We start from the raw sequence: 14,151 nt of genomic DNA, 5'->3' as shown, positions 1-14,151 counted from the left end.
AGGCAAAAGTGCAGCGAGCGCGTTGTTATTTGTTAGGTGAAACGGCAGTGGTACTGGAGCTTGAACCTCCGGTGACGCTGGAGAGCCAGAAACGGATCTGGCGTTTAGCCCAGCGGCTGATTGGTCATACCGAGGTGGTGGAAGCTGTTCCGGGCATGAACAACATTACCGTGATATTGCGTAACCCCCAGCGGACGGCGTGGGATGCGATTGAGCGTTTGCAGCTCTGGTGGGAGGAGTGTGACACGCTTGAGCCGCAATCGCGGGAGATTTCGGTTCCGGTGGTTTACGGTGGCGAAGGGGGGCCGGATCTGGGAGAGGTGGCTCGCCACAGCGGCCTGAGCGAAAAGCAGGTGGTTGAACTGCACTCGTCGGTGGAGTACGTGGTGTGGTTCCTCGGCTTCCAGCCGGGCTTCCCGTACTTTGGCGGCTTGCCGGAGCAGCTGGCGATGCCGCGTCGGGCGGAGCCGCGTCTGCTGGTACCCGCCGGTTCTGTCGGTATCGGCGGGGCGCAAACCGGGATCTACCCACTGGCCACGCCGGGCGGCTGGCAGCTTCTGGGCCATACGCCGCTGGCGCTGTTTGATCCGAAGCGCAAGGAACCGGTGCTGCTGCGTTCCGGTGACAGGGTGCGTTTCGTGCCGCAAAAGGAGGGTGTATGTTGAAGATTATCCGTGCCGGGATGTATACCTCGGTACAGGACGGCGGGCGTGAAGGGTTACGCCAGCTGGGTATCAGCCGCTGCGGCGCGATGGATAAACCGGCGCTGGTTATCGCCAATCTGCTGGTCGGTAATGGGGCTAACGCCGCAGCGCTGGAAATCACCCTGGGCCAGGTGGATATTCAGTTTGCCCGCGATGCCTGGTTTGCATTGACCGGTGCCGCCTGCGAAGCGACGCTGGATGGTCAACCGGTCTGGCTGGGCTGGCGCGTGGCAGCAAAAGCGGGTCAACGATTGGTGCTCAAAACGCCGCGGATCGGCATTCGCAGCTATCTGGCGGTGGCGGGAGGGATTGCGGTACCGAAAGTCCTCGGCTCGCGCAGTACCGATCTGAAAGTGGGAATTGGCGGCCTTGAGGGGCGACGATTGCAGGATGGTGACCAGCTAAAACTGGGGAAATCGACGAAGCAGTTCAGCGCACCGCGTGGCGTAAAACAGTTGCCCGTGGGTAACTGGATCCGTGCCTTGCCGGGTCCGGAGTACCATGAGTTTGATCGCGCGTCGCAGCAAGCTTTCTGGCGCTCGCCGTGGCAGCTTAGCCCGCAGAGCAACCGGATGGGCTATCGCCTGCAAGGGCAGCCTTTGGTGCGTACCACCAATCGGGAGATGTTTTCCCACGGCCTGCTGCCTGGCGTGGTGCAGGTTCCGCATAACGGCCAGCCTATCGTGCTGATGAACGATGCGCAGACTACCGGCGGCTATCCGCGCATTGCCAGCATTATCGAAGCCGATATGTATCAGCTGGCGCAAATACCGCTCGGCCAACCGATTCACTTTGTCCCTTGTACGCTGGAAGAGGCGCTGAAAGCCCGCGCCGATCAGCAGCGTTATCTGGAGCAACTGGCGTGGAGACTGAACGATGAAAATTGATTTGAATGCCGACCTCGGCGAAGGCTGTGGTAACGACAGTGCGTTATTACAACTGGTCTCGTCCGCCAATATCGCCTGCGGCTTCCACGCAGGGGATGCCGTGATGATGCATCAGTGCGTCCGGGAAGCGCTAAAGTACGGCGTTGCCGTGGGGGCGCATCCCAGCTTTCCTGACCGGGAGAATTTTGGCCGTACGGCCATGCAGTTGCCGCCGGAGACGGTTTATGCGCAGACGCTGTATCAGGTTGGTGCGCTGGCGGCGATGGTTCGTGCGGAAGGTGGCACGCTCCAGCACGTCAAACCTCACGGTATGCTCTACAACCAGGCGGCAAAAGACCCGCAGCTGGCGGACGCTATCGCCAGAGCTGTCCGCGATCTCGATTCGGCGCTGGTGCTGGTGGGGCTGGCGGGCAGTGAACTGATCCGCGCCGGGCAGCACTATCGCCTGACCACGCGGCAGGAAGTTTTTGCCGATCGCGGCTATCAGGCTGATGGCAACCTGGTACCGCGCACGCAGCCAGGGGCGCTTATCGATAGTGAAGAGCAGGCGCTGGCGCAGACCCTGGAAATGGTGCAACACAATCGGGTACGCAGCGTTACCGGAGAGTGGGCGCATGTGATGGCAGAAACCGTCTGTTTACATGGCGATGGGGAACATGCATTAGTTTTTGCGCGCCGCTTGCGTGCGGCGTTTGCCGGGCGCAATATACAGGTCAGCGCTGAAATAGAAGAATAAAAACAATATTATCAGTTAGTTAACAACAAACAACAATTCACAACATACAGGATGTTACTATGGGAGAGTCAGTATCCCTCTGGCCGTTGATCGGTATTGCCGCGATCGTGGTCGGATTCGTTTTGCGTTTTAACCCGGTGCTGGTGGTGATTATCTCCGGCATCGTCACCGGTCTGGCGGCCCATATGCCGGTTGCCACCATTCTTGAAAAGCTGGGTGAAGGGTTCCTTAATACCCGCAACCTACCGCTTATCCTGCTGTTGCCGTTGGCGGTTATTGGCCTGTTGGAGCGGCACGGCCTGAAAGAACGAGCGCAGGCGTGGATCGCGAAGATCCAAAGCGCTACATCTGGTCGTCTGCTTATCGTCTACTTGTTTATCCGTGAAGTGACCGCCGCGCTCGGGTTGACCAGCCTGGGTGGTCATCCCCAAATGGTGCGCCCGCTGCTGGCGCCGATGGCGGAGGGGGCTGCAGAGAAAGTCCACGGGCCGCTGCCCGGCGCAATTCGCTATCGTTTACGCGCCATGTCGGCCGCGACCGATAACGTCGGCTTATTTTTCGGTGAGGATATTTTCGTCGCCTTCGGTGCGATTATCTTTATGCATAACTTCATGCTGGAGTCGGGCGGTATTCAGACCGAACCGCTGCATATCGCCCTGTGGGGGATCCCGACGGCGGTCTGCGCCTTCTTGATTCACTCCGCGCGCCTGTGGCGGCTGGATCATCAGATACAGCGTGAATTGAAGAAGATCAATGCTGGCCGGACTGAAGGCGGTGCGGCATGAACTTCCAACAAAACTATCTCTACTGGCTTGCGGGCGTCATTTTGCTGATTGTGGCGGTGATGTCATGGCGGGACAAAGCGAATCCGCGCCGTCTGACTACCGGTTTGTTCTGGGGTCTGTACGGTGTTGTATTCCTGTTTGGTGACTGGACATACCAACTGTTCGGCGATAAACGCACCGTAAATATTGCCGTTGGCTGCGTGGTCGTGGTACTGGCACTGATTGCCGGTTTTGGCGGCGTGAAGCTGGGAAAATATCATCAACGTTCGCCTGAAGAGCGTACTGAGAGCGCGACCCGCCTCGGTAACCGGCTGTTCTATCCGGCACTGGCGATTCCGGTGGTGACGGTCGTCGGTGTTTTATTGTTTAACAATTTGCCGTCGTTACAAGTGATGGTATTTGGCACGGGTAACCACTCTACGCTGATTACTCTCTTCTCAATGACGCTCGGAACGTTGATCGGGCTGGCGATGGCTATTCGAATGACCCATGAAACGGCAGCGCAACCGTTACAGGAGGCGCGTCGTCTGCTGGATTCGGTCGGCTGGGCGTTTATTTTACCGCAGATCCTCGCGGTTCTCGGGCTGCTGTTTACCGCTGCGGGCGTTGGCAATAGCATCTCCTGGCTGACGCAGAACTATCTGGCGGTAGACAGCCGGTTTATCGCCGTTGCCGTCTATACCATTGGCATGGCGCTGCTGACGATGATCATGGGTAACGCTTTTGCCGCGTTCCCCATTATTACCGCAGGGGTCGGCATTCCCATTCTGGTGCTTCAGCATGGCGGTAACCCGGCGGTGATGGCGGCGATTGGTATGTTTTCCGGCTATTGCGGCACCCTGATGACGCCAATGGCGGCCAACTTTAATATCGTTCCGGCAGCGTTACTGGATCTGCCGGATAAAAATGCGGTCATTAAGGCGCAGATACCGACTGGCGTACTGCTGCTTACCGTTAACGTCTTTTTGCTCTATTTCCTGATGTTCCTGTAAGGAGGGATCATGGCTGGTGTATTGATTACCGGTTTCGAGCCGTTTGGCGGCGAGGCGGTTAACCCTTCGTGGGAAGTGGTAAAGCAACTGGATGGCGTTATCATTGCCGGACAGCCTGTGGTGGCGCGGCAGCTGCCGTGCGTTTTTGGCGAAGCCCTCACGGTATTAAATGCCGCGCTGGATGAGCTGGATCCCGTCTTGACCCTTGCCGTTGGGCAGGCGGGAGGACGCGTCGATATTACCGTCGAACGGGTGGCGATTAACGTCGATGATGCGCGGATCCCGGACAATAAAGGTTTGCAGCCGATCGACGTGCCGATTGTTGCCGATGGTCCGGCGGCCTACTTCAGCTCGTTGCCGATCAAAGCGATCGTCTCCGCGCTGCGTGGTCGTGGGATCCCTGCATCGGTGTCGCAAACGGCGGGAACCTTTGTCTGCAACCATGTGATGTACGGTCTGTTGCATGGACTGCGTGCAAAGGCAGGCGCAAAGGGCGGCTTTATCCATATTCCCTATCTGCCGGAGCAGGCTGCGGCTCATCCTGGTGAAGCGAGCATGGCGGTAGATACGGTACGCGTAGCGCTGGAAACGGCTATCGCTGTTGCCCTGCAACAGGGCGATGACGTGAAAATCGGTGGCGGCGCCACGCACTAAACAGAAGGACATGATTATGCCGGAAGGCCCGGAAATCCGTCGTGCGGCGGATAGCCTGGAGGCGGCGATCAAAGGCGAACCCCTCACGCGAGCGTGGTTCGCCTTTCCGCAATTACAATCTTATCAATCTCAACTGGTCGGTCAGCAGGTCACGCGCATTGAAACTCGCGGTAAGGCGCTGTTGACTCATTTCTCCGGTGGGCTGACGCTTTATAGCCATAATCAGCTGTACGGCGTCTGGCGGGTGGTCGAGGCTGAGTCTCAGCCAGAGACGACCCGCATTCTGCGCGTCAGGCTACAGACGGCGCACAAGGCCATTTTGCTCTATAGCGCCTCCGATATTGAGATGCTGACCCCGGAACAGCTCGCTCAGCATCCGTTCTTGCTGCGGGTGGGGCCGGATGTGCTCGATATGACCCTCACTGTTGAACAGGTCAAAGAGCGGCTTCTATCGACGAAATTTCGCAACCGTCAATTCTCCGGGCTGCTGCTGGATCAAGCGTTTCTTGCGGGATTGGGGAACTATCTGCGCGTTGAGATCCTCTGGCAGGTGGGATTAACCGGGCGTCATAAAGCCTCTGAGCTGGATGACAAACAGCTTGATGCGTTGGCCCACGCGCTGCTCGATATCCCGCGTTTGTCCTACAACACGCGCGGTCTGGTGGATGAAAATAAGCATCACGGCGCGCTGTTTCGTTTTAAGGTTTTCCATCGTGAAGGGGAAGCCTGCGAGCGCTGCGGCGGGATTATCGAGAGAACCATGCTGTCGTCGCGACCGTTTTACTGGTGTCCGGGGTGTCAGCACTAGCTATATGCCTGTTTTCGTAGGCCCGGTAAGGCGCTAGCCGCCACCGGGCAATTCCAGCCAGGTGAAATTTGTCAGCCATAAAAAAACGCGCCATCAGGCGCGTTTTTTATCTTCGAAATATCAGGCTTAGTATTTGATATCGTTTTTGAAATCGCGTTTTTCGTAGCCGGTGTACAGCTGACGTGGACGGGCGATTTTCATGCCATCGGTGTGCATTTCGTTCCAGTGTGCAATCCAGCCCACGGTACGCGCCATCGCGAAGATAACGGTAAACATGGAAGATGGGATGCCCATCGCTTTCAGAATGATACCGGAGTAGAAATCAACGTTCGGGTAAAGTTTCTTCTCGATGAAGTACGGGTCGTTGAGCGCAATGTGCTCAAGCTCCATCGCTACTTCCAGCAGATCGTCTTTGGTACCCAGCTCTTTCAGCACTTCATGGCAGGTTTCACGCATCACGGTGGCGCGCGGGTCATAGTTTTTATAAACACGGTGACCAAAGCCCATCAGGCGGAAAGAGTCATTTTTGTCTTTCGCACGACGCACAAATTCCGGAATGTGTTTAACCGAGCTGATCTCTTCCAGCATTTTCAGCGCCGCTTCGTTGGCGCCGCCGTGTGCCGGTCCCCACAGGGAAGCAATACCCGCAGCGATACAGGCGAACGGGTTCGCGCCAGAAGAGCCAGCGGTACGCACGGTGGATGTTGAGGCGTTCTGTTCGTGATCGGCATGCAGGATCAGGATACGGTCCATGGCGCGTTCCAGTATCGGGTTCACTTCATACTTTTCACACGGCGTGGAGAACATCATATTCAGGAAGTTACCCGCGTAGGAGAGGTCATTGCGCGGATAAACGAAAGGCTGGCCGATTGAATACTTGTAACACATCGCCGCCATAGTCGGCATTTTGGAAAGCAGGCGGAATGCGGCGATATCGCGGTGGCGTGGGTTATTCACATCCAGCGAATCGTGATAAAACGCAGCCAACGCACCGGTGATACCGCACATCACGGCCATCGGGTGAGAGTCGCGACGGAATGCGTGGAACAGACGGGTGATCTGCTCGTGAATCATGGTGTGGCGGGTAACGATAGTTTTGAATTCGTCGTACTGAGCCTGGGTCGGTTTTTCGCCGTTCAGCAGGATGTAGCACACTTCCAGGTAGTTGGAGTCGGTCGCTAACTGATCGATCGGGAAACCGCGGTGCAGCAGGATACCTTCATCACCGTCGATAAAGGTGATTTTAGATTCACATGATGCGGTTGAGGTGAAACCAGGGTCAAAAGTAAATACGCCTTTTGAACCAAGACTACGAATATCAATAACATCCTGACCGAGAGTGCCTTTTAGCACATCCAGTTCAATAGCAGTATCACCACCCAGGGTGATTTTTGCTTTAGCATCAGACATTTATGGTCTCCTTAGCGCCTTTATTGCTTAAGGCTGCCGGGTGGTGGATTTGCATTCGGCCCGTAGCAGATGACGTTACCAGTTTGTTATGTTGCACATCGCTCTGCGTCGCGAAAAGGGCAGGGTACAGAGCAAGGGCGCTTGATGGTAAGTCTTCAGTCTACGTTGAAACAACAGCAAATCAGCGTTTTAGCAGCCCGAATTTTATAAACTATATACCACTAATAACTGTCCTGATTACATCGGTCAATACTCTCTCACTGTTACATAACTTATTCGCAGGTAAAAGAGTGACCCCATAACTTTTGCCTATCATCGCATTTATCTGGTAATGGTTGTAACAATAATGTTTAATATTTGTCAAATCAGATGATTAAATTTTAAAAATATGTTGTTATCGTGACATTGATCACTGTTCGGGAGAAAACCCAACAAACTATATGTAGGTTAATTGTAATGATTTTGTGAACGGCCTATACTGCCGCCAGGTCTCCGGAACACCCTGCAATCCCGAGCCACCCAGCGTTATTTTGTCAGGTTTGAACTCTTGAAAAGGAGTTTTAATATGACTTCAGGTTATAGATAAGGACGCTGTCTGACCCGCAAGCAGACCGGAGGAAGGAAATCCCATAGTCTTTCACGCTTCAGGTGCGTTGGCTGCGCCCGCTCGCCCCGGTCACATAGTTATCTATGCTACCGGGTTTCCCGGACTTGCCGCCTTCCTGTAACGCGAAATCCAAAGGGAATAATAAGAACAGCATGTGGGCGTTATTCATGGTAAGAAATGTGAAAAAACAAAGACCTGTCAATCTGGATCTCCAAACGATCCGGTTCCCAATCACGGCGATAGCGTCCATTCTCCATCGCGTATCCGGAGTGATCACTTTTGTGGCGGTCGGGATTCTGCTTTGGTTGCTGGGCACCAGCCTTTCCTCTCCAGAAGGTTTCCTCACTGCGGCATCCATTATGAATAGCTTCTTTGTGAAGTTCATCATGTGGGGCATTTTAACCGCGCTGGCTTATCACGCAGTGGTAGGCATTCGCCATCTGCTTATGGATTTTGGCTATCTTGAAGAAACCCTCGAAGTAGGGACACGCTCCGCCAAGATTTCTTTTGTTATTACTGTCGTGCTTTCACTTCTCGCAGGAGTCCTCGTATGGTAAGCAACGCCTCAGCACTAGGACGCAACGGCGTACATGACTTTATTCTGGTCCGTGCTACCGCCGTCGTCCTCACCCTATACATCATCTACATGGTCGGCTTCTTTGCCACCACGGGTGAAATTTCATGGGAAGTCTGGACGGGTTTTTTCTCCTCCGCGTTCACTAAAGTCTTCACCCTGCTGGCTCTCGTATCCATTCTGATCCACGCCTGGATCGGTATGTGGCAGGTGTTAACGGACTACGTTAAACCACTGGCTGTACGCTTAATTCTGCAACTACTGATCGTTGTTGCGCTGGTGGCTTACGTTCTTTATGGATTTGTTGTGGTGTGGGGTGTGTAATGAAATTGCCTGTCAGAGAATTTGATGCAGTTGTTATTGGTGCCGGTGGCGCAGGTATGCGTGCGGCGCTGCAAATTTCCCAGAGCGGCCAGACCTGTGCGCTGCTCTCCAAAGTTTTCCCGACCCGTTCCCATACCGTTTCCGCACAGGGTGGCATCACCGTGGCGCTCGGTAATACCCATGAAGATAACTGGGAATGGCACATGTACGACACCGTAAAAGGGTCGGACTATATTGGTGACCAGGACGCCATTGAATATATGTGCAAAACCGGTCCGGAAGCGATTCTTGAACTGGATCATATGGGCCTGCCGTTCTCTCGTCTCGACGATGGCACCATCTATCAACGTCCGTTTGGCGGCCAGTCGAAAAACTTCGGCGGCGAGCAGGCGGCACGTACCGCAGCGGCGGCTGACCGTACTGGTCACGCCTTACTGCACACGCTGTATCAGCAGAACCTGAAAAACCACACCACTATTTTCTCTGAGTGGTATGCGCTGGATCTGGTGAAAAACGCCGATGGCGCCGTGGTCGGTTGTACCGCCCTGTGTATCGAAACCGGTGAAGTGGTTTACTTCAAAGCCCGCGCAACCGTGCTGGCGACCGGCGGCGCAGGCCGTATTTACCAGTCCACCACCAACGCGCATATCAATACCGGTGACGGCGTTGGCATGGCTATCCGCGCTGGTGTTCCGGTGCAGGATATGGAGATGTGGCAGTTCCACCCAACCGGTATCGCCGGGGCAGGGGTTCTGGTCACTGAAGGCTGCCGCGGTGAAGGTGGCTACCTGTTGAACAAACACGGCGAGCGCTTTATGGAGCGCTATGCCCCGAATGCGAAAGACCTGGCGGGTCGTGACGTGGTGGCGCGTTCCATCATGATCGAAATCCGCGAAGGCCGCGGCTGCGACGGTCCATGGGGCCCGCACGCGAAACTGAAACTCGACCATCTGGGTAAAGAAGTTCTCGAATCCCGTCTGCCGGGTATCCTTGAGCTCTCCCGTACCTTCGCCCACGTTGACCCGGTGAAAGAGCCGATTCCGGTCATTCCAACCTGCCATTACATGATGGGCGGTATTCCGACCAAAGTAAGCGGCCAGGCACTGACCGTCAACGAGCAGGGCGAAGACGTGGTGATTCCGGGGCTGTTTGCGGTAGGCGAAATCGCCTGCGTATCGGTCCACGGCGCTAACCGTCTGGGCGGCAACTCGCTTCTTGACCTGGTGGTCTTTGGCCGCGCGGTCGGTCTGCATTTGCAAGAATCTATTGCCGAACAGGGCGTTCTGCGCGATGCAACGGATGAAGAAATCGATGCTTCTCTGGAACGTCTGAATCGCTGGAACGGTAACCGTAACGGTGAAGACCCGGTCGAAATCCGCAAAGCGCTGCAAGAATGTATGCAGCACAACTTCTCGGTATTCCGCGAAGGTGATGCGATGGCGAAAGGTCTTGAGCAACTGAAAGCTATCCGCGAGCGTCTGAAAAATGCCCGTCTGGATGACACTTCCAGCGAGTTCAACACCCAGCGCGTTGAGTGCCTGGAGCTGGATAACCTGATGGAAACCGCTTACGCCACTGCGGTATCTGCAAACTTCCGTACTGAAAGCCGTGGCGCGCATAGCCGCTTCGACTATCCGGATCGTGATGATGCGAACTGGCTGTGTCATTCCCTGTATCTGCCAGAATCGGAATCCATGACGCGACGTCAAGTCAATATGGAACCGAAACTGCGTCCGGCATTCCCGCCGAAGATTCGTACTTATTAATGCGGAGACAGGAATATGAAACTCGAGTTTTCAGTTTATCGTTATAACCCGGACGTAGACGATGCTCCGCATATGCAGGATTACACCCTGGAAGCGGAAGAAGGTCGCGACATGATGCTGCTCGATGCGCTGATGCAGCTGAAAGAAAAAGATCCGTCTTTGTCGTTCCGTCGTTCCTGCCGTGAAGGGGTTTGTGGCTCCGACGGCCTGAACATGAACGGCAAAAATGGTCTGGCCTGCATCACACCTATTTCCGCGCTGAATAAGCCTGGTAAGAAAATTGTTATCCGTCCGCTACCAGGGTTGCCGGTTATTCGCGATTTGGTTGTAGACATGGGGCAATTCTATGCACAATATGAGAAGATTAAGCCTTACTTGTTGAATAATGGGCAAAATCCTCCGGCTCGCGAGCATCTGCAGATGCCAGAGCAGCGTGAGAAACTTGATGGCTTGTACGAGTGTATTCTCTGCGCATGTTGTTCGACGTCTTGCCCGTCGTTCTGGTGGAACCCGGACAAGTTTGTCGGCCCGGCAGGCCTGCTGGCGGCGTATCGCTTCCTGATTGACAGCCGCGATACCGAAACCGACAGCCGTCTTGAAGGATTGAGCGATGCTTTCAGCGTATTCCGCTGTCACAGCATTATGAACTGCGTCAGTGTTTGTCCTAAGGGTCTGAACCCGACGCGCGCCATCGGCCATATTAAGTCGATGCTGTTACAGCGCAGTGCGTAAGTCGTCAGAGGGGAGCGATGTTCCCCTCACCCTAACCCTCTCCCAAAGGGAGAGGGGACAGATAGCAGGAAATCTTTAAAAACCGCCAAATATGTACCAGTAATCAAGGCGTTCAGAGCGAGGTAAGGCGGCAACTGAATGCATCCCCGGGAGCATAGTGAACTATGTGACCGGGGTAAGTGAAGGCAGCTAACGCAACCGCAGCCTGAACGCCGAAGATTAATGGCAGTTTTTAAAGGTTCCTTAGCGGACGAAACCACAACTCCTCCGCAAAAAGTGAACCCCGGCACGTACAACTTCTGTGCGTGGTAGTTTCTACGGCGAAATAAGCATATAAATGCTTAAGGGATCACGATGCAGAACGGCGCAATGAAAGCCTGGCTGGACTCTTCTTACCTCTCTGGTTCTAACCAGAGCTGGATAGAACAGCTCTATGAAGACTTCTTAACCGATCCTGACTCTGTTGACGCCAACTGGCGTTCTATGTTCCAGCAGTTACCTGGCACCGGAGTCAAACCGGATCAATTTCATTCCAAAACGCGTGATTATTTCCGCCGCCTGGCGAAGGATGCCTCACGTTACACTTCTTCGATTTCCGACCCTGACACCAATGTGAAGCAGGTTAAAGTCCTGCAGCTCATCAACGCATACCGCTTCCGTGGTCACCAGCATGCGAATCTCGATCCGCTGGGGCTGTGGCAGCAAGAGAGAGTGGCGGATCTTGATCCGGCATACCACGATCTGACCGAGGCCGATTTCCAGGAAATCTATAACGTAGGTTCTTTTGCCATCGGTAAAGATACGATGAAGCTGGGCGATCTGGTTTCCGCCCTCAAGCAAACCTACTGCGGCTCCATCGGCGCGGAATACATGCACATTACCTCTACCGAAGAAAAACGCTGGATCCAGCAGCGTATCGAGTCGGTAGCTGGCAAAGCGAGCTTTAGCGCCGAAGAGAAAAAACGCTTCCTGAGCGAGCTGACCGCTGCGGAAGGCCTGGAGCGCTACCTCGGGGCGAAATTCCCCGGCGCAAAACGTTTCTCGCTGGAAGGCGGCGATGCGTTAATCCCGATGCTCAAAGAGATTATCCGCCACGCGGGTAAGAGCGGCACCCGCGAAGTGGTGCTGGGTATGGCGCACCGTGGTCGTCTGAACGTACTGGTCAACGTGCTGGGTAAAAAACCACAGGACCTGTTCGACGAGTTCGCCGGCAAACATAAAGAACATCTCGGCACCGGCGACGTGAAGTACCACATGGGCTTCTCTTCCGATATGGAAACCGAAGGCGGTCTGGTGCACCTGGCGCTGGCGTTTAACCCGTCGCACCTGGAAATCGTCAGCCCAGTGGTTATTGGTTCCGTACGTGCTCGCCTCGACCGTCTGGACGAGCCGAGCAGCAACAAAGTTCTGCCGATTACCATTCACGGTGACGCCGCAGTCACCGGGCAGGGCGTGGTTCAGGAAACCCTGAACATGTCCAAAGCGCGCGGCTATGAAGTGGGCGGTACCGTCCGCATCGTTATTAACAACCAGGTAGGCTTCACCACTTCCAACCCACTGGATGCGCGTTCTACCCCGTACTGCACCGATATCGGTAAAATGGTGCAATCGCCGATTTTCCACGTTAACGCCGATGACCCGGAAGCTGTCGCTTTCGTTACCCGCCTGGCGCTGGATTTCCGCAACACCTTCAAGCGCGATGTCTTTATCGACCTGTTCTGCTATCGCCGTCACGGCCATAACGAAGCCGACGAGCCGAGCGCAACTCAGCCGTTGATGTATCAGAAAATCAAAAAGCATCCGACGCCGCGCAAAATCTACGCTGACAAGCTGGAAGCCGATAAAGTCGCGACGCTGGAAGACGCTACCGAGCAGGTTAACCTCTACCGCGACGCGCTGGATGCTGGCGAATGCGTGGTGCAGGAGTGGCGTCCGATGAACATGCACTCCTTTACCTGGTCCCCGTACCTCAACCACGAGTGGGATGAGAGCTACCCGGACAAAGTTGAGCCTAAGCGTCTGGTCGAGCTGGCGAAGCGCATCAGTACGGTGCCGGAAGCCGTTGAGATGCAGTCTCGCGTGGCGAAAATTTACGGCGACCGTCAGTCAATGGCCGCCGGTGAGAAGCTGTTCGACTGGGGCGGCGCGGAAAACCTCGCCTACGCCACGCTGGTAGATGAAGGTATCTCCGTGCGTCTGTCCGGTGAAGACTCCGGGCGTGGCACCTTCTTCCACCGCCACGCGGTGATTCACAACCAGAAGAATGGTTCAACCTATACGCCGCTGCAGCACGTCCATAACGGCCAGGGCCACTTTAAGGTCTGGGATTCCGTGTTGTCTGAAGAGGCGGTACTGGCGTTTGAATACGGCTATGCCACCGCAGAACCTCGCACCCTGACCATCTGGGAAGCGCAGTTCGGTGACTTTGCCAACGGCGCGCAGGTGGTTATCGACCAGTTCATTAGCTCCGGCGAGCAGAAGTGGGGGCGTATGTGCGGTCTGGTGATGCTGCTGCCGCACGGCTACGAAGGCCAGGGGCCGGAGCACTCCTCCGCGCGTCTGGAGCGTTATCTGCAGCTCTGCGCTGAGCAAAATATGCAGGTCTGCGTACCTTCAACTCCGGCGCAGGTTTACCATATGCTGCGTCGTCAGGCGCTGCGCGGTATGCGTCGCCCGCTGATCGTGATGTCGCCGAAGTCTCTGCTGCGCCATCCGCTGGCAGTGTCGAGCATGGACGAACTGGCGAACGGCACCTTCCAGCCGGCTATCGGGGAAATCGACGATCTCGACCCGAAAGCAGTGAAGCGTGTTGTGCTGTGCTCTGGTAAGGTTTACTACGACCTGCTAGAACAGCGCCGTAAGAACGACCAAAAAGATGTCGCTATCGTTCGCGTAGAGCAGCTCTATCCGTTCCCGCATCAGGCGGTACAGGAAGCGCTGAAACCTTATGCGCACGTGCATGATTTTGTCTGGTGCCAGGAAGAACCGCTCAACCAGGGCGCGTGGTACTGCAGCCAGCATCACTTCCGCGAAGTGATTCCGTTTGGGGCCTCTCTGCGTTATGCAGGCCGCCCGGCCTCCGCCTCTCCGGCGGTAGGATACTTGTCCGTTCACCAGAAACAGCAACAAGATCTGGTCAATGACGCGCTGAACGTCGATTAATTAAAGGATA

At 55.3% G+C, this 14,151-nt stretch carries 14 protein-coding genes; 12 read left to right on the top strand and 2 right to left on the bottom strand.

The window, feature by feature from the left end; translation table 11 throughout:
- Positions 1–8 precede the first annotated feature (8 nt).
- The 7 genes from pxpB to nei are packed head-to-tail and all read left to right on the top strand — an operon-like array spanning position 9 to position 5,566.
- Positions 9–665 carry a 5-oxoprolinase subunit PxpB gene (gene pxpB / locus DA718_RS19780; RefSeq protein ID WP_110277318.1) on the top strand — a complete coding sequence of 219 codons (657 nt, stop codon included), beginning with the start codon at positions 9–11 and terminating at the stop codon, positions 663–665.
- Complete coding sequence (gene pxpC, locus DA718_RS19775) at positions 659–1,591, top strand: 5-oxoprolinase subunit PxpC (RefSeq protein WP_112214484.1); 933 nt, start codon at positions 659–661, stop codon at positions 1,589–1,591. Before pxpB ends, pxpC begins: the two co-directional genes overlap by 7 nt.
- Entirely contained in the window at positions 1,581–2,327 is a 747-nt protein-coding gene (gene pxpA / locus DA718_RS19770) for a 5-oxoprolinase subunit PxpA (RefSeq protein WP_112214483.1), read from the top strand. The genes pxpC and pxpA overlap by 11 nt, the downstream gene beginning before the upstream one ends.
- A gap of 59 nt (positions 2,328–2,386) precedes the next feature.
- Entirely contained in the window at positions 2,387–3,112 is a 726-nt protein-coding gene (locus DA718_RS19765) for a DUF969 domain-containing protein (protein ID WP_112214482.1), read from the top strand.
- A complete protein-coding gene (locus DA718_RS19760; protein ID WP_112214481.1) occupies positions 3,109–4,104 on the top strand; it encodes a DUF979 domain-containing protein in 996 nt (331 codons plus the stop codon). Before DA718_RS19765 ends, DA718_RS19760 begins: the two co-directional genes overlap by 4 nt.
- A gap of 9 nt (positions 4,105–4,113) precedes the next feature.
- Complete coding sequence (pcp, locus tag DA718_RS19755) at positions 4,114–4,758, top strand: pyroglutamyl-peptidase I (protein ID WP_112214480.1); 645 nt, start codon at positions 4,114–4,116, stop codon at positions 4,756–4,758.
- Between the two features lie 16 nt (positions 4,759–4,774).
- Positions 4,775–5,566 (top strand): endonuclease VIII, encoded by a 792-nt coding sequence (gene nei, locus DA718_RS19750; protein WP_112214479.1) that lies wholly within the window; start codon positions 4,775–4,777, stop codon positions 5,564–5,566.
- 126 nt (positions 5,567–5,692) lie between these two features.
- Here nei and gltA read toward each other — a convergent pair whose 3' ends face one another.
- Positions 5,693–6,976 carry a citrate synthase gene (gltA, locus tag DA718_RS19745; RefSeq protein ID WP_110277311.1) on the bottom strand — a complete coding sequence of 428 codons (1,284 nt, stop codon included), beginning with the start codon at positions 6,974–6,976 and terminating at the stop codon, positions 5,693–5,695.
- Positions 6,977–7,187: 211 nt separating this feature from the next.
- Positions 7,188–7,292 carry a hypothetical protein gene (locus tag DA718_RS31165; RefSeq protein ID WP_420915780.1) on the bottom strand — a complete coding sequence of 35 codons (105 nt, stop codon included), beginning with the start codon at positions 7,290–7,292 and terminating at the stop codon, positions 7,188–7,190.
- Between the two features lie 443 nt (positions 7,293–7,735).
- Between DA718_RS31165 and sdhC the strand changes: the two genes are divergently transcribed.
- From sdhC to sucA, 5 genes are all read left to right on the top strand, one after another.
- The gene (sdhC, locus tag DA718_RS19740; RefSeq protein WP_167492800.1) at positions 7,736–8,140 is read left to right on the top strand and encodes a succinate dehydrogenase cytochrome b556 subunit; all 405 of its coding nucleotides are present in this window, start codon (positions 7,736–7,738) and stop codon (positions 8,138–8,140) included.
- Positions 8,134–8,481 carry a succinate dehydrogenase membrane anchor subunit gene (sdhD, locus tag DA718_RS19735; protein ID WP_112214478.1) on the top strand — a complete coding sequence of 116 codons (348 nt, stop codon included), beginning with the start codon at positions 8,134–8,136 and terminating at the stop codon, positions 8,479–8,481. Before sdhC ends, sdhD begins: the two co-directional genes overlap by 7 nt.
- Positions 8,481–10,247 (top strand): succinate dehydrogenase flavoprotein subunit, encoded by a 1,767-nt coding sequence (gene sdhA / locus DA718_RS19730; RefSeq protein WP_112214477.1) that lies wholly within the window; start codon positions 8,481–8,483, stop codon positions 10,245–10,247. The genes sdhD and sdhA overlap by 1 nt, the downstream gene beginning before the upstream one ends.
- Before the next feature lie 15 nt (positions 10,248–10,262).
- On the top strand, positions 10,263–10,979 hold the full coding sequence (gene sdhB / locus DA718_RS19725) for a succinate dehydrogenase iron-sulfur subunit SdhB (protein WP_110277308.1): 717 nt from the start codon (positions 10,263–10,265) through the stop codon (positions 10,977–10,979).
- A gap of 354 nt (positions 10,980–11,333) precedes the next feature.
- A complete protein-coding gene (sucA, locus tag DA718_RS19720; RefSeq protein WP_112214476.1) occupies positions 11,334–14,141 on the top strand; it encodes a 2-oxoglutarate dehydrogenase E1 component in 2,808 nt (935 codons plus the stop codon).
- The last annotated feature ends 10 nt before the right edge of the window (positions 14,142–14,151 follow it).

Origin of the sequence: Klebsiella huaxiensis, from assembly GCF_003261575.2 — a bacterium.
Classification (GTDB): Bacteria; Pseudomonadota; Gammaproteobacteria; order Enterobacterales; family Enterobacteriaceae; genus Klebsiella; species Klebsiella huaxiensis.
The sequence above is the reverse complement of the archived record's forward strand: the minus strand, read 5'-3'. Positions and strand labels throughout refer to the sequence as shown.

Coding starts and splice junctions, on each gene's coding strand:
- nei (WP_112214479.1), top strand. CDS start 4,775: ATGCCGGAAGGCCCGGAAATCCGTCGTGCGGCGGATAGCCTGGAGGCG.
- sdhA (WP_112214477.1), top strand. CDS start 8,481: ATGAAATTGCCTGTCAGAGAATTTGATGCAGTTGTTATTGGTGCCGGT.
- DA718_RS19765 (WP_112214482.1), top strand. CDS start 2,387: ATGGGAGAGTCAGTATCCCTCTGGCCGTTGATCGGTATTGCCGCGATC.
- sdhD (WP_112214478.1), top strand. CDS start 8,134: ATGGTAAGCAACGCCTCAGCACTAGGACGCAACGGCGTACATGACTTT.
- sucA (WP_112214476.1), top strand. CDS start 11,334: ATGCAGAACGGCGCAATGAAAGCCTGGCTGGACTCTTCTTACCTCTCT.
- pxpC (WP_112214484.1), top strand. CDS start 659: ATGTTGAAGATTATCCGTGCCGGGATGTATACCTCGGTACAGGACGGC.
- pcp (WP_112214480.1), top strand. CDS start 4,114: ATGGCTGGTGTATTGATTACCGGTTTCGAGCCGTTTGGCGGCGAGGCG.
- gltA (WP_110277311.1), bottom strand. CDS start 6,976: ATGTCTGATGCTAAAGCAAAAATCACCCTGGGTGGTGATACTGCTATT.
- DA718_RS19760 (WP_112214481.1), top strand. CDS start 3,109: ATGAACTTCCAACAAAACTATCTCTACTGGCTTGCGGGCGTCATTTTG.
- sdhB (WP_110277308.1), top strand. CDS start 10,263: ATGAAACTCGAGTTTTCAGTTTATCGTTATAACCCGGACGTAGACGAT.
- sdhC (WP_167492800.1), top strand. CDS start 7,736: ATGTGGGCGTTATTCATGGTAAGAAATGTGAAAAAACAAAGACCTGTC.
- DA718_RS31165 (WP_420915780.1), bottom strand. CDS start 7,292: ATGATAGGCAAAAGTTATGGGGTCACTCTTTTACCTGCGAATAAGTTA.
- pxpA (WP_112214483.1), top strand. CDS start 1,581: ATGAAAATTGATTTGAATGCCGACCTCGGCGAAGGCTGTGGTAACGAC.